Genomic DNA, 12,895 nt, shown 5'->3' on the forward strand with positions numbered 1-12,895 from the left:
TTAGGTCTTGATGAAGCTGTGTTTTGTGTCCACGGGTGGTGCAGTAAGAGGTGTTATGGCACAGGCTATAGCGAGAAAGCTCTCACGAGATGCTCTTTTAAACTTGGATATCTACTCTGCCGGTGTAGAACCTTTGTCTGATGTTCCACAGGAGGTCATACAAGTACTAAAGGAGAAAGGCTACCCTACAGAAGGGATAAAGCCTAAAGGTATTGAAGAAATACCTTACGAAGAAATGGACATTATAATAACCCTTTCTCCAGAAGCCAGAGACAGATGCCCTTATGTACCCACTCACAAAAGACGGGAACATTGGGTACTGGAAGAAATCAAAGACACGAGCGATCTTAATGCCCTCAGAAAGCTCAGAGATCAGATAGAGGAGAATGTAAACTCTCTCTTCAAAATAAGGTAGATTTATACTTGTCATAAGGCATTTTTATACATATAATTTAAAAGGGAATGATAGACATCACCAAATTGAAAACTTTTGTGGCGGTTGCAGACTTAGGAAGCTTCTCAAAAGCTTCGGAAATACTTTACATAACACAACCAGCTGTCACTCAACAGATAAAGGCTCTTGAAAAGATAGTGGGGGCTAAGCTTTTCCAAAGACAGGGCGGTAAAATAGTGCTCACCAACGAAGGAAGGAGAATCTACGAGATAGCAAGGTCTCTTCTGAATGATTACGAAAACCTAATGGAAGAGATGGCAAAGATAAAGAAAGACTTTAAAGACACCCTCTTTGTAGGAGTTAGCACCACACTGAGCGAGTATAAAGTGCCCGAACTCATAGCAGAATTCCACTCACAGATGCCGGGTATATCTATAAGGATGTTTGTAGAAAACTCCCAGCAGATAGAGGATAGCCTTATATCTGGAGTACTTAATGTGGGCATAATAGAGAGAACACCTTCGGAGAAGTTTCAGTCCATCAAGTGGCTTATGGACGAAATAATATACTTTACCTATCCAGAACACCCCTTTGCCAGAGAAGGTGAGATAGAACCCGAAAGGCTTTACGAAGCGGACATCATATTCAGAGAGGTAAGCTCAGGTACAAGGAAAATAGTAAGGGAAGAGCTTGAAAGACTTGGCGTAATCTTTGAAAAGCTCAACATAAAGGTGGAGGTAAATTGCGGAAGGTCCATACTTAACATGGTCAGAAGTGGTTATGGTACATCCTTTCTCTCAAAGGGTTTGTTAGAAAGAGACTTGCAAGAAGGAAGTATAGTGCAAGTAAAGATAAAAGGCTTTAGTGCCAAAAGGTGGTATTACATTGTATACCCAGAAAATGCTAAACTCAGCTTTTTAGCAAGCAGGTTTATAAGATTTCTACTCTCTAAGTCTGAGAAAGAGATAACTGTATGAAAGGTGTAATTTTTGATGTGGATGGTGTTATAGTAGATGTTAAAGAATCTTACCATTTTGCCATAAAGAGGACCGCCGAAGAGTTTTTGGGTTTTGAGGTTCCCATAGAAAAGGTCAGGCTTATAAAGTTTTCAAAGGGTATAAACAACGACTGGATAGCCACAAAGGAAGTCATCAGACACTTTGGTAGAGAGGTAGAACTTGATCATATCGTCAGTGTTTTTAACGAGATTTATAAAAGTCTACGGGACAGAGAAAAGTTGATACTGGATGAAGATTTTTTTGCTAACTTAAAGGCTCAGGGTATTCCGTTGGGTGTTCTAACAGGCAGACCAAAAGAGGACCTTAACTACACTTTTGAGAAGTTTGGACTCTTTAAGTATTTTGACTTTTTGCTTGATGATGATGACATACCCGTGGATGATCTTAAGAAACCTCACCCTTACGCTCTACATTTGTGTATAGAACATATGAATCTATCCGCTTGTGTGTATGTGGGCGACAGTTTGGCTGACTGGGAGATGGTGGTCTGCTACAGAAAGATGTACGACAAGCCTGTGGAATACATACACTTTGGTGATAGCGTAAAACTTGATAATGTAAAGAGTGCAAATACACCTCAAGAGCTTAGGTTAGTTCTTCAAGAGGTCTTGAAGCATCTATGAGTAGCACTGGTATGTTATCTTCTATAGGGTAAAAGACCTTGCAGTTTTCACATATAAGCACTTGCTTTTCAGTATTGTAGATAAGATCACCTTTACACTTAGGACACGCAAGGATATTCAAAAGTTCTTCATCTAACATAGCCGTCTTCCTTTATGTATTCCCACAGTTCCTTCATAAGGTTAACAAACTCCTCGTATCTGCTTTCTAACTTCCTTTTCAATTCCTTCTCATCAAAGAGCAGGTTTCCATCCAAAGGTGAGTAATCCACATACTGAAGGTCCGAAATGTTAAGGTCAAATATACACATGTACTGCTGTGCAGACTTTTTAAATTCTACAAACTCCTCTTCGTAGGGAGAAGACATTCTGGTAGTCCACATGTAAGCACCACCAAAAGGATTAAGCCAGTACTGTTCGTTGTTCTCTATGCAAAAGATAGCTCTTTTAACTGAGATAATGTCATCTAAAAGCTCACCGTCAGGCATGCTCACCGCCCAGACTCGGTTTTTTAAAGGATTAATAAGAAACTCAACTTGTTTTTCCTCAAGCGCCATACTACTATTATATATCACCCACCTACCTTAAACATCTCCACTTTTTTCGGTACTTCCCCTCTTTTTATTAGCTCAAGCCTCTCTTCCGAGTATCTGTCTTTTCTTGAATACCACACTCTTTTTATAAAGTCCTCTATATCCTCGTCCTTTGCACCGTTTCTTAAGAGCGTCTTTATATTATAACCTTGTGTTGCAAAAAGACATGTGAGAAGCTTTCCATCTGCAGTTAGCCTCAGTCTGTTGCAATCCCCACAAAAGGGTTGAGTTATAGAAGATATAACTCCAAATTCAAGCCCATCATCTTTGTACCTGTATCTGTCCGCTACTTCGCCCCTGTAGTTTTTCTCCACTGGCTCTATTGGAAACTCCTTAGATATGATTTCCACTATTTCTTTTGCAGATACCACTTTGTCCAAAGACCAGCCGTTTAAGTTTCCCACATCCATAAACTCTATAAACCTAACCACCACCCTCATCTTTTTGAAGAACTTTGCTATAGGAAGTATTTCCTCATCGTTGAGCCCTTTTACTACGCACACATTGACCTTAACGGGATGCAAGCCTGCTTTTAGAGATGCTTCTATACCTTTTATTATCTGACTTACCTTTACGCTCCTGCCTACTATTTTAGAAAACACCTCGTCTTTGAGAGAGTGGAAACTAACCGTTATACGCCTGAGACCTGCATCTTTTAGCCTCTCTGCCATTTGCTCTAGTAAAAATCCGTTGGTAGTCATACTTATATCTTCCAAGCCTTCTATTTGGGAAAGCATGTGTATAAGCTTTTCAATGTCTCTTCTTAGAAGGGGCTCACCTCCTGTTATTCTTACTTTTTTTACGCCAAGCCTTGTGGATATTTTTACTATTCTGGTTATTTCCTCAAAGGTGAGTATCTCAGAACGCGGATAAAACTCATACTCTTGTCCTTCTGGCATGCAAAACTGACACCTAAAATTGCATCTATCCGTGACCGAAATCCTAAGGTCATGAAGTTCTCTTCCGTAAGCATCTTTAATCATGCTCCAAGCACCCACTGTCCTCTGCCGTCAGAAAACACCTCCTTTTTCCATATGGGAGCTCTCTTTTTCACCTCGTCCACCACATACCTGCACGCTTTGAAAGTCTCATCTCTGTGTCCACCAAAGACACAGACCAGAAATGAAGGCTCTCCTACCTTTACAACACCAAGTCTATGGTGAATAAATATCTCCTTTACTGAAAAGAGTTTAATGGCCTCCTCCCTTATCTCTTGCATAACTTTTATAGCCATCTCAGGAAAGGCTTCATAATGTAGTTCTTTTACATCGCCGTCTTCTGGAGCAGATCTTGCTATACCTAAAAAAATAACGCTTGCTCCACAATCCTGAGGAACACTGTAATGAGATAAAATTCTCTCTGCACCTATCCACTCTACACCTATATAAACATTGGGAACCATAACCTTAAATATATATACCAAATCGGGGTGAGGGGACTTGAACCCCTGACCTTCGGCTCCCGAAGCCGACGCTCTGCCACCTGAGCTACACCCCGTAACCATTTAATAAGTTTATAACTCTCTTTACTATGGTTTCCGCAGAGATCTGTTTTTGTGTAAACTCTATCTGTTCCTCTCTACCATCCGCATAGAGTATGTATCCCACGTGAAACTCCCTATCCATAACCTCCAAAGGGTTAGCTATTAGCATGTCAAGGTTTTTTCTTTTTAGTTTTTCCCAGCTGTTTTTCAAAAGATCCTTCTCCTCCTCAAGGGAAAAGCCTATTAAAAGCTTTCCTTTCTTGTCTTTTCCAAGCTCTTCAAGAATGTCTGGTGTTTTTACAAGCTCAAGGTTTATCCTTTCTGTTTTTTTAATTTTACCTGTATATCTCATAGCAGGAGTAAAGTCCGAAACAGCTGAATTCATAACAATTATGTCAGCCCAATCTCTTAGCTCCATCACTTTCTGGTACATATCCCGTGTGGATATGACTCTATATATCTCAACTTCTGGGGGTTCCTCAGCTGTGGTAAAACCTGCTATTACTTTTACATCCGCACCGTACCATCTGAAAGCGCTTGCTAAGGCAAATCCCATTTTACCGCTGGAGGAGTTAGATATAAAACGCACTTGGTCTATGTATTCCCTTGTGGCACCGCACGTGATGAGGACTTTTTTGTTCTTTAAAGGTTTTGGTCTTATTGCGTACTCTATCCAATCGAGAATTCTCTCTTCGCTTGCCAGCTTTCCCTGTCCTTCTTCTTCACAGACGAGTTTTCCCTCTTCTGGTTCTATGATAATGTGTCCCAAAGACTTCAGCTTGTTTATGTGTTCTTTTACAATGGGGTTTGTGTACATGGAAACATTGCCTGCTGGTGCTATTAGAAGCTTTCCAATATATGCAAGAACAGTGGATGTAAGAAGGTTATCACCTATCCCGAGAGCTATCTTGGATAGCGTGTTTATACTGCAGGGAGCTATAAGGAAAACATCGCACCATCTTGCGAGGTTTATGTGCGCCAAAGGGTCATCTTCCCATTGGGAATAAGCCTTATGACCGCTGAGAGCTTCAAAGGTAAGCTTGCTTATGAACTTTTCGGAAAAGGGGGTCATGATAACTCTGACTTGGTAGTTCTTTTTCCGCAGGGACCTTATAAGGTCGCAAACCTTATATATGGCAATGCTTGAAGATACGCCAATGAGAACTTTTGTCATTCAAAATAGTATTTTAACATCTCCTTTAGCTCACCTCTGAGTTCAAGCAAATACTCTATGGCTTCTCTTACTGCACCTTCCCCACCTTTGGCTTTTGTGATGTATAGGGCAGTTTCTTTTACCACCTTTGGTGCATCACAAACCACTATAGGAAAACCAACCCTACGAAGAATGGGAATATCTACATAGTCATCTCCTATAAAGGCAATCTCTTCACAGCTAAGATGATTTTTCTTTAAAATCTCTTCAAAAGCGGGTAGTTTTTCGTTGTGTCCCAAATATATCTCTTCAACTCCCAACTCTCTAAGCCTGTTTATAAGGGGTTTTGAGTTTCTTCCTGATATTACACCCGTTTTTATACCCGCCTTTTGAATAAGCTTTATTCCCAATCCATCTCTTACATTAAACACCTTTATCTCCTCTCCCTCTTGGGTATAGTACAGTTTTCCGTCTGTTAAAACTCCGTCCACATCCATAAGAAGCATCTTAACTCTTTTGGCTTTCTCTGTTAGATCCATGTATAATAATTTAAGAGCCTACCGAAAGGAGGAAGAGTAAAATGAACCTTTACGAGTATGAGGCTTACGACAAAATATTTAAAAAGTACGGCATACCAACACCCAAATACATGTTTGCGGACCACATAAACGATGAGCTGGTGCAGTTTATAAATGACCTTGGTGAGTGTGTGGTAAAGTCTCAGGTACTTGTAGGCAAAAGGGGAAAAGCCGGAGCGGTAAAGGTGTGCCATGATCCACAGACCGCCGTAGAAACAGCACAAACACTACTTAACTATCCCGTTTACGGCGAGATGCCCGTGGGTATACTCATCTCACAGAAGGCAAACATATTAAAAGAACTTTATGCTTCCATTACCTACTCCACAGAGGTAAGAGCTCCTGTGCTTACCCTCAGTTTAGAAGGTGGTATGGACATAGAGGAGGTGCCACCTGAAAAGGTCAAGACCTGGGCTATAGACCCTCTTAAAGGGCTTTATCCCCACATGGTTAGAAACTACCTTCTGGAGCTTGGTTTTCCCCAAGAATACATGGGAGTTCTTAGGGAGCTTTCAGAAGTTATTGCCAATATGTACAGAGCTTTTTGGGAAACAGAAGCGAGGCTCTTGGAGATAAACCCCCTTGCCATATGCGATGTGGATGGCAAACAAAAGGTCTACGCTCTTGATGCGGTAGTGACCATAGATGACGATGCGTCAGTTCCTCCTTCTAAGATATACGGTGTGAGGACTGCGCTGAAGAGACCACCCACAGAAAGAGAAATTCAGGCATCTTTAATAGACAGAGATGACCATCGTGGAAAGGCTGGCTCTTATGTGGAAATGGACGGCGATATTGCCATGATGACTTTTGGTGGTGGTGGCTCCACAGTCACCATAGAAACCACCTACGCTGTAGGGCTAAGACCTGCCAACTTTACGGACATAGGTGGAAATCCTCCTGCGGAGAAGATGTATAAGATAACAAGGATAATACTTTCAAAACCCGGCATAAGGGGGGTGCTTGTTTGCGGTGGCACTGCCAACAACACGAGGATAGACGTGACCTTAGGAGAAGGAGTGGCAAACGCCATAAGGGATCTCTACAAAGAGGGCAAGCTAAACCCCGACTGGATATGGGTAGTGCGCAGAAACGGTCCCGAGGCAGAAAAAGGTCTTCGCATGCTCTTTGAAGCTTTCAAGGAATGCAGAGTGAAAGGTGAGATATACGACTCTTCTTTGCCTCTTACAGAAGCACCCATAAGGCTAAAAGAGCTCCTTGACAGGTGCGCAAGCGGAAAAGAGGAAGACAGAAAGCTCACAGAAGAGCAGGCTAAAGATATGGGGGTATGAACTCTCTATCTTATTGCACACTCAAAAAAGTTATCCTTTATCAGAGACAGTATGCTTCTTAGTTCCTCGTCCGAGTAAGTGTTTTTGTAAGCAAAGGTGGGGTCAAGGGTCTTGCCCGGGAGAAACTTCTGAAGATAGTACCTTTTGGCGGATCTTATCCACTTGGCTATACTAACTATGTCCTGTACGGATAACTGATCTTTTATTACGGTGGTTCTAAACTCATAATCCACACCTGAGCTCATTATCAAGCGCACGCTTCTGTCTATGTCCTTTAGGTTAACGTGAGCACCAACTACATCTGCGTACTTCTCAGGAGGTGCCTTGATATCCATAGCTATATAATCAACGAGCCCTTCCTTTATAAGCTCTTCTAACACTTGGGGCATGCTTCCGTTGGTATCGAGCTTTACAAGAAAAGAAAGATCTTTGACCTTTTTAATGAAATCTTTCAGTCCGACATTTATCGTAGGCTCTCCACCTGTAATGACAACACCTTCAAGTAGACCCACCCTCTTCTCAAGAAAGGATAAAACTTCTTCCTCCCTCAAGGTATTTTTGAAACGATCAGGGAGAACAAGGTCTGGGTTATAACAATAGTGACACCGAAAATTACAACCCTGAGTAAACACAATACACGCCAATTTTTCCGGATAGTCTATAAGAGTAAATTTTTGAAATCCACCTATCATTAGATCTTATTTTAACGATATATTTTTAAAATTATGGGCTTGTTTTTAAACTTTGAGAATCTTATAGATGCAGAAATGAAGTGCACTTACCGCAGAACATTTTAAAAAGTGCCTATCTTAACCTAAATGATGGAAACCAAAGGACTGCTTTTGAGAAGAAAAAAAAAGAGATCAGGCTTTCGGACACCGCTAAGTACGGCGACCTGACGCGTGGGGAAAGGATATACAAACTCATAAAACCCCTCATGAAGGAGATACTTAGTGAGATACAAAATGCAGAAGGCACCTTATAGAAGAAGTGGGTAAGAAGTTAAGGGAGATGATGCCTTGGATAACGGGTAAGGAGCTCAAATGAACCTCACCAAGAGAAGAGAAGCTCTAAAAATCTGAAGGGGTATGTGAAAGTGAGGTGCTATCTTTTCCTCCGTAAGTAAAAGGTTAAGCAGGTCGCTACTTATCTCTGAAGGATATACAGAAGGAAGTCTTATGAGTTCTATTCCCTTTATTTTAAGTAAGTCTTTTAAAAGCTCATACAGGCTCGTTCCTATATCCAAACCGTACTGAGTGAGAGATGACACTACATGTGTTATAACCCTTCTGCCTGAAATAGAGTAAAAAAGCTACGTTGTGACTTTGAGTTATTCTCCTGATAACGCTTACCTTCAAAGAGTAAGGTGCTCCTTTCTTGACCTTTTGATGGAAGATTTTATGATTTTAAAGTAATCAAACTATAAAGGAGGTATATGTCATGTTCAGACTGGAGCTGGAAAGCATTATTGCAAAAAACAAAAACCTACCAAAGGTGATCAAGAGGGATGGAACAGAGGTTCCCTTTGACAGGTCAAGGATAGAAGTGGCAATAGGAAAGGCGTTCAAAGCTATTGGAGAACCTGTTGATGCAAGCACACTGGAAGAACTTGTGAATCACATTATTCTTAAGGTTCTTGAGCTTAAAAGGGAAAGCGTCCATGTGGAGGAGGTGCAGGATATTGTAGAAGAAACCCTTATACTTCACGGCTTTGCTAAAACTGCTAAAGCCTACATCTTATACAGAAAGAAGAGGGAGGAGCTAAGGGACATATCAAAAGCCATAGTGGATGCGGAAAAAGTGGTTCAAGAGTATGTATATCAGCAAGACTGGAGGGTAAGAGAAAATGCTAATGCGAGCTACTCTTTCTCAGGGCTTATGCTTCATACCGCTGGAACTGTAATAGCTCACTATACGCTTACCTATGTGTATCCTGAGAGGATAGCAAAAGCTCACAGAGAAGGGGATTTTCACATACATGACCTATCACACGGTATAGTGGGCTACTGTGCAGGTTGGTCTCTTGAGGACCTCTTGCGAAAAGGCTTTAGGGGTGGATACGGTAAGGTAACCGCAGGACCAGCAAAACACTTTTCTTCCCTTGTAGGTCAAATAGTTAACTTTCTGGGATGCGTTCAGATGGAGTTTGCAGGCGCTCAAGCTTTAAACTCCGTTGATACATACCTTGCACCTTTCGTAAGGGTTGATAAACTAAGCTACGAAGAAGTAAAACAGGTAATCCAGCAGTTGGTATTTTCCCTCAATGTACCCTCAAGGTGGGGTGGACAAGCACCCTTTGTAAACTTCTCCTTTGACTGGACTGTTCCCGAGGACATGAGGGAAAGACCCGTCTTAGTAGGGGGAACGGAGAGACCAGATATAGGATACTATGGAGAATTTCAGGAAGAGATGAACATGATAAACAGAGCTTTTATTGAGGTGCTTATGGAAGGAGATCACGCTGGCAGGATATTCTCCTTTCCCATACCTACCTATAACATAACTTCGGATTTTGACTTCTACTCGGAAAATGCAAAAATGCTCTGGAAACTTACCGCCAAATACGGTATTCCTTACTTCCAAAACTTTATATCAAGCAGTTTGAAACCCGGTGATGTTAGAAGTATGTGTTGCAGGCTACAGCTTGACCTTAGAGAACTGAGGCGCAGAATGGGTGGCCTTTTTGGAAGCGCTGACAAAACAGGTTCCATAGGTGTTGTGACCATAAACATGCCCAGGATAGCTTACCTCTCTGGAAGCGAGGAGGAGTTTTTTGAAAGACTCAGCGAGCTTATGGAACTTGCAAAAGAAAGCCTTGAGATAAAGAGAAAAGTTATAGAGAGGAATCTGAAGAAAGGGCTTATGCCTTACTCAAGGGAGTACCTACAATCTTTTGACACCTTTTTCTCCACCATAGGACTTGTAGGTATGAACGAAGCATGTTTAAACTTGCTCGGTGTATCCATAGCAGAACCCCAAGGTAAGGATTTTGCCATAAGAGTGTTAAAATTTATGAGGGAAAGGCTTGCAGACTTCCAAGAAGAAACGGGACACCTTTACAATCTTGAAGCTACCCCAGCGGAGTCTGCAGCTTATAGGCTTGCAAGGATAGACAGAGCTAAGTTTCCAGATATAATCACTGCAGGAGAAAGTGAGCCTTATTACACAAACTCCACACATCTGCCAGTAAACTACACAGATGATCCCTTTGAGGTGCTTGAGCACCAAAAAGACCTGCAGGTGCTTTATACAGGTGGAACAGTAATACACTTCTTCCTCCAAGAATCTCCTAACGAAACAGCATTACCGGAATTTATAAAGAAGGTTTTTGAACGGTACCCTGTGCCTTACATAACCATAACACCCACCTTTTCTGTTTGCAAGGAACACGGCTACATACAGGGTGAACACTTCAACTGTCCCCAATGTGGGAGGCAGACGGAAGTTTATTCAAGGGTGGTAGGATACTACAGACCTGTTCAACTTTGGAACAGGGGCAAGCAGGAAGAGTTCAAAGACAGACTTGAGTATGTTATTTGATGGATCTTTCTATTTGCACAGGCTCTTTGTGCCTGTGCTTTTCTTCTACCTCTGCCAACTCCGCTATGGTGGTGGTGTTAAGATAGTCCAGTATGGTCTCTCTTAGTCTCGTCCACTTTTCGTGCACCCTACATGGAGATACCTGCCACTCCTCACACCTTCCAGGTCTTAAGGCGCAGTAGTCCAGTTTGTAATCTTCATCCAGATAGCGTATAACATCCATTATGGTTATCTGCTCTGGGGGTACTGCAAGGGTAAAACCACCCGTGGGACCTTTGTAGGACCTGAGCACCCTTTCCCTTGCCAGCTTGTGGAATATTTTGGACAGGAAGGGTTTGGGAATTTTTTGAGCTTCTGCTATCTCCTCAACTTTCACAAGCCTGTCTTTGTTCAGCGCCAAGTAAGACAAAGCCAGCAAAGCGTACTTGACTGTTTCTGAGTATATCATAATGTTATAATTATAGCATGGGAAATGAATTTGACAAGATCCTAAAAATTATACAGCAGGACCTCCCTTTAGTTAGCAGACCCTTTCTTACACTTGCGGAGAGTGTAGGCATCACGGAAAGTGAGCTCTTGAAAACCATAGAAAAGCTCGTTGATGATGGTGTAGTCAGAGAGATCGCGCCCATATACGATAGCAAGATGCTTGGCTACGACTCTGCTCTGGTAGCCTTTAAAGTGCCTCAGGATAAATTACAGATGGTAGCAGACTTTGTGAGCTCATGCCCAACCGTGAGTCATAATTACGAGCGGACTCATCCTTTTAACCTCTGGTTTACCTTGGCTGTGCCACCAGATACTCTAAGTCTTGAAGATGTAGTAAGGCTCATGGCGGAAAGAACAGGAACGCTGGACTATCTTGTTTTAAGGGCAGTGAGAACTTTTAAGATAGGCGTAAGACTTGACTACGAATCTGCGCATGAAAAGGAAAGCGTAGGTTTTACCCACAAACCTTATAAGCCTTTGAAGGAGCATGAAAAGGAGGTGGTGAGAGTAGTACAAGGTAGGATGCCTCTTACGGAAAGACCTTTCTTTGAGTACGCTCAGATGCTTGGTATGAAAGAGGAAGAACTTTTAAATCTGTTGAAGGATCTGAAAGAAAGAGGGGTGTTAAGGAGAATATCCGCTGTGCTCTACCACAGAAGAGCAGGGTTTGTTGCCAACGCCATGAGTGTGTGGAATGTTTCAGAAGACAGAGTAGAAGATGTGGGAAACTTCATGGCAGGCTTTAAGGGTGTGTCTCACTGCTACGAGAGAACCACAGGGGAGAGCTGGCGGTATAACCTTTTTGCTATGATGCACGGCAGAAGCGAAGAAGAACTTTACAATTTAGCAAAACATATAAGTCAGGAAAAGGGACTGGATGATTACGCTCTCCTGTTTAGTACTAAGGAATTCAAAAAGAGAAGGATAAAGTACTTTTCCGAAGATTTTAAAAGATGGCTAAAAGCTCTTACCTGAGCTTCAGCATGGATATTACAACTATCTTAGGCTCTGGTATACCCGAAAGTTCCAAGTGGTGGTGAAAGGGAGCCATTCTGAAGAGCCTTTTTTCTTTATGGGACGTGTCTATACCTTCAAAGGCTTTTTTCTGTATATCTCTCTGGTAGGGGCTTTCAAGAGCAAGTATAACCATCAAAACCAATGTCCGCATAAGCAAAATCATGCACTATCCATACACCTTCTTGCTTTGCAAGTTTTACTACTTGCTTAAAGAAATCCAAGTCCACGCATAGGATAGATGGTGGTTTCGGGTCTTGCTTTTAGTCTCTCAAAAGGCATCTCTCTTCCGCAGTTCTCATGTCGTATTAAGAAGAGCGTAATCTATTTTTCTGAGAAGTTTGAGCTCTCTGGTCTTTACCCTTTGGAGTTGAAGGTAGCGCTCCGTTTCTATGTTAGCCCTGTCTATCTCGTCTCCACCCTCAAAGGTTATGTTAGAAGGATCTTTTATCTGCTCATCCGCAGACTTAATGATCTTCTCCCTTATGGCTAAAAGCAGGTCTCTTAGCTCTTTTATTTGTTCCTCTGTAAGATGGTGCATAAGTTTAAATTATAATTGTATTTCCCTAAGACTTTTAAGTAAAAAGATAGCTTTACCACCTTGCCCACCACCATAACTGCGGGTGGATTAACTTCTGGAGGACTTTGGGAAACTTCCAAAAGACTGCTTATTAGAGTCCTCTGCTCGTGGGTTGTACCTCTCTCTATAAAGGCTACAGG

The 12,895-nt window shown here is 41.9% G+C and carries 18 protein-coding genes, 1 tRNA gene and 1 pseudogene; 7 read left to right on the top strand and 13 right to left on the bottom strand.

Annotated elements, in window-relative coordinates:
- Positions 1–10: 10 nt before the first annotated feature.
- The 3 genes from CP948_RS05025 to CP948_RS05035 are packed head-to-tail and all read left to right on the top strand — an operon-like array spanning position 11 to position 2,036.
- A complete protein-coding gene (locus tag CP948_RS05025; RefSeq protein ID WP_096601978.1) occupies positions 11–415 on the top strand; it encodes an arsenate reductase/protein-tyrosine-phosphatase family protein in 405 nt (134 codons plus the stop codon).
- A 47-nt stretch (positions 416–462) separates the two neighbouring features.
- Positions 463–1,371, top strand: coding sequence for a LysR family transcriptional regulator (locus CP948_RS05030; protein ID WP_096601981.1), 909 nt, complete (start codon positions 463–465; stop codon positions 1,369–1,371).
- Positions 1,368–2,036: an HAD family hydrolase gene (locus CP948_RS05035; protein WP_096601983.1), complete on the top strand. Its 669-nt coding sequence runs from the start codon at positions 1,368–1,370 to the stop codon at positions 2,034–2,036. Before CP948_RS05030 ends, CP948_RS05035 begins: the two co-directional genes overlap by 4 nt.
- On the opposite strand, the gene CP948_RS05040 is transcribed toward CP948_RS05035, so the two are convergent.
- From CP948_RS05040 to CP948_RS05070, 7 genes are all read right to left on the bottom strand, one after another.
- Positions 1,999–2,175, bottom strand: coding sequence for a Trm112 family protein (locus CP948_RS05040; RefSeq protein ID WP_096601985.1), 177 nt, complete (start codon positions 2,173–2,175; stop codon positions 1,999–2,001). The two genes, CP948_RS05035 and CP948_RS05040, sit on opposite strands and share 38 nt — an antisense overlap.
- Complete coding sequence (locus tag CP948_RS05045) at positions 2,165–2,590, bottom strand: hypothetical protein (RefSeq protein WP_096601987.1); 426 nt, start codon at positions 2,588–2,590, stop codon at positions 2,165–2,167. The genes CP948_RS05040 and CP948_RS05045 overlap by 11 nt, the downstream gene beginning before the upstream one ends.
- A gap of 14 nt (positions 2,591–2,604) precedes the next feature.
- Positions 2,605–3,609, bottom strand: a complete 1,005-nt coding sequence (gene moaA, locus CP948_RS05050) for a GTP 3',8-cyclase MoaA (RefSeq protein WP_096601989.1) — start codon at positions 3,607–3,609, stop codon at positions 2,605–2,607.
- Positions 3,606–4,028: a molybdenum cofactor biosynthesis protein MoaE gene (locus tag CP948_RS05055; protein ID WP_143441269.1), complete on the bottom strand. Its 423-nt coding sequence runs from the start codon at positions 4,026–4,028 to the stop codon at positions 3,606–3,608. The genes moaA and CP948_RS05055 overlap by 4 nt, the downstream gene beginning before the upstream one ends.
- Before the next feature lie 22 nt (positions 4,029–4,050).
- Positions 4,051–4,123 (bottom strand) — tRNA-Pro (locus tag CP948_RS05060).
- The gene (gene coaBC / locus CP948_RS05065) at positions 4,114–5,283 is read right to left on the bottom strand and encodes a bifunctional phosphopantothenoylcysteine decarboxylase/phosphopantothenate--cysteine ligase CoaBC (RefSeq protein ID WP_096601993.1); all 1,170 of its coding nucleotides are present in this window, start codon (positions 5,281–5,283) and stop codon (positions 4,114–4,116) included. The genes CP948_RS05060 and coaBC overlap by 10 nt, the downstream gene beginning before the upstream one ends.
- Positions 5,280–5,801, bottom strand: coding sequence for a KdsC family phosphatase (locus CP948_RS05070; protein WP_096601995.1), 522 nt, complete (start codon positions 5,799–5,801; stop codon positions 5,280–5,282). Before CP948_RS05070 ends, coaBC begins: the two co-directional genes overlap by 4 nt.
- 41 nt (positions 5,802–5,842) lie before the next feature.
- Between CP948_RS05070 and CP948_RS05075 the strand changes: the two genes are divergently transcribed.
- The gene (locus CP948_RS05075; protein WP_096601997.1) at positions 5,843–7,132 is read left to right on the top strand and encodes a succinate--CoA ligase subunit beta; all 1,290 of its coding nucleotides are present in this window, start codon (positions 5,843–5,845) and stop codon (positions 7,130–7,132) included.
- Positions 7,133–7,137: 5 nt separating this feature from the next.
- Here CP948_RS05075 and CP948_RS05080 read toward each other — a convergent pair whose 3' ends face one another.
- Positions 7,138–7,824 carry an anaerobic ribonucleoside-triphosphate reductase activating protein gene (locus CP948_RS05080; RefSeq protein WP_096601999.1) on the bottom strand — a complete coding sequence of 229 codons (687 nt, stop codon included), beginning with the start codon at positions 7,822–7,824 and terminating at the stop codon, positions 7,138–7,140.
- A gap of 80 nt (positions 7,825–7,904) precedes the next feature.
- Here CP948_RS05080 and CP948_RS09040 point away from each other — a divergent pair, with 80 nt between their 5' ends.
- A complete protein-coding gene (locus tag CP948_RS09040) occupies positions 7,905–8,117 on the top strand; it encodes a hypothetical protein (RefSeq protein WP_425479806.1) in 213 nt (70 codons plus the stop codon).
- A 54-nt stretch (positions 8,118–8,171) separates the two neighbouring features.
- On the opposite strand, the gene CP948_RS05090 is transcribed toward CP948_RS09040, so the two are convergent.
- The gene (locus CP948_RS05090; protein ID WP_180764092.1) at positions 8,172–8,402 is read right to left on the bottom strand and encodes a hypothetical protein; all 231 of its coding nucleotides are present in this window, start codon (positions 8,400–8,402) and stop codon (positions 8,172–8,174) included.
- A 170-nt stretch (positions 8,403–8,572) separates the two neighbouring features.
- Between CP948_RS05090 and CP948_RS05095 the strand changes: the two genes are divergently transcribed.
- A complete protein-coding gene (locus CP948_RS05095) occupies positions 8,573–10,672 on the top strand; it encodes a ribonucleoside triphosphate reductase (RefSeq protein ID WP_096602001.1) in 2,100 nt (699 codons plus the stop codon).
- Here the strand turns inward: CP948_RS05095 and CP948_RS05100 are convergent.
- Positions 10,665–11,120 carry an RrF2 family transcriptional regulator gene (locus tag CP948_RS05100; protein WP_096602003.1) on the bottom strand — a complete coding sequence of 152 codons (456 nt, stop codon included), beginning with the start codon at positions 11,118–11,120 and terminating at the stop codon, positions 10,665–10,667. The genes CP948_RS05095 and CP948_RS05100 overlap by 8 nt on opposite strands.
- Positions 11,121–11,137: 17 nt before the next feature.
- Here CP948_RS05100 and ahbB point away from each other — a divergent pair, with 17 nt between their 5' ends.
- Positions 11,138–12,136: a siroheme decarboxylase subunit beta gene (ahbB, locus tag CP948_RS05105; RefSeq protein WP_096602006.1), complete on the top strand. Its 999-nt coding sequence runs from the start codon at positions 11,138–11,140 to the stop codon at positions 12,134–12,136.
- Here the strand turns inward: ahbB and CP948_RS05110 are convergent.
- The 3 genes and pseudogenes from CP948_RS05110 to CP948_RS08980 form a co-directional block, all read right to left on the bottom strand.
- Complete coding sequence (locus CP948_RS05110; RefSeq protein WP_180764093.1) at positions 12,129–12,329, bottom strand: hypothetical protein; 201 nt, start codon at positions 12,327–12,329, stop codon at positions 12,129–12,131. The two genes, ahbB and CP948_RS05110, sit on opposite strands and share 8 nt — an antisense overlap.
- Positions 12,330–12,473: 144 nt before the next feature.
- Positions 12,474–12,716 carry a hypothetical protein gene (locus CP948_RS05115; protein ID WP_245810090.1) on the bottom strand — a complete coding sequence of 81 codons (243 nt, stop codon included), beginning with the start codon at positions 12,714–12,716 and terminating at the stop codon, positions 12,474–12,476.
- Positions 12,689–12,895 (bottom strand): annotated as a pseudogene (locus CP948_RS08980) (hypothetical protein); the annotation flags it as partial. The gene CP948_RS05115 and the pseudogene CP948_RS08980, both read right to left, overlap by 28 nt.

This window comes from Hydrogenobacter hydrogenophilus (genome assembly GCF_900215655.1).
GTDB lineage: Bacteria > Aquificota > Aquificia > Aquificales > Aquificaceae > Hydrogenobacter > Hydrogenobacter hydrogenophilus.

What these genes read in the sequence shown, in the direction of transcription:
- CP948_RS05025 (WP_096601978.1), top strand. Translation starts at nt 11, where the DNA reads ATGAAGCTGTGTTTTGTGTCCACGGGTGGTGCAGTAAGAGGTGTTATG.
- CP948_RS05030 (WP_096601981.1), top strand. Translation starts at nt 463, where the DNA reads ATGATAGACATCACCAAATTGAAAACTTTTGTGGCGGTTGCAGACTTA.
- CP948_RS05035 (WP_096601983.1), top strand. Translation starts at nt 1,368, where the DNA reads ATGAAAGGTGTAATTTTTGATGTGGATGGTGTTATAGTAGATGTTAAA.
- CP948_RS05040 (WP_096601985.1), bottom strand. Translation starts at nt 2,175, where the DNA reads ATGTTAGATGAAGAACTTTTGAATATCCTTGCGTGTCCTAAGTGTAAA.
- CP948_RS05045 (WP_096601987.1), bottom strand. Translation starts at nt 2,590, where the DNA reads ATGGCGCTTGAGGAAAAACAAGTTGAGTTTCTTATTAATCCTTTAAAA.
- moaA (WP_096601989.1), bottom strand. Translation starts at nt 3,609, where the DNA reads ATGATTAAAGATGCTTACGGAAGAGAACTTCATGACCTTAGGATTTCG.
- CP948_RS05055 (WP_143441269.1), bottom strand. Translation starts at nt 4,028, where the DNA reads ATGGTTCCCAATGTTTATATAGGTGTAGAGTGGATAGGTGCAGAGAGA.
- coaBC (WP_096601993.1), bottom strand. Translation starts at nt 5,283, where the DNA reads ATGACAAAAGTTCTCATTGGCGTATCTTCAAGCATTGCCATATATAAG.
- CP948_RS05070 (WP_096601995.1), bottom strand. Translation starts at nt 5,801, where the DNA reads ATGGATCTAACAGAGAAAGCCAAAAGAGTTAAGATGCTTCTTATGGAT.
- CP948_RS05075 (WP_096601997.1), top strand. Translation starts at nt 5,843, where the DNA reads ATGAACCTTTACGAGTATGAGGCTTACGACAAAATATTTAAAAAGTAC.
- CP948_RS05080 (WP_096601999.1), bottom strand. Translation starts at nt 7,824, where the DNA reads ATGATAGGTGGATTTCAAAAATTTACTCTTATAGACTATCCGGAAAAA.
- CP948_RS05095 (WP_096602001.1), top strand. Translation starts at nt 8,573, where the DNA reads ATGTTCAGACTGGAGCTGGAAAGCATTATTGCAAAAAACAAAAACCTA.
- CP948_RS05100 (WP_096602003.1), bottom strand. Translation starts at nt 11,120, where the DNA reads ATGATATACTCAGAAACAGTCAAGTACGCTTTGCTGGCTTTGTCTTAC.
- ahbB (WP_096602006.1), top strand. Translation starts at nt 11,138, where the DNA reads ATGGGAAATGAATTTGACAAGATCCTAAAAATTATACAGCAGGACCTC.
- CP948_RS05110 (WP_180764093.1), bottom strand. Translation starts at nt 12,329, where the DNA reads ATGCGGACATTGGTTTTGATGGTTATACTTGCTCTTGAAAGCCCCTAC.
- CP948_RS05115 (WP_245810090.1), bottom strand. Translation starts at nt 12,716, where the DNA reads ATGCACCATCTTACAGAGGAACAAATAAAAGAGCTAAGAGACCTGCTT.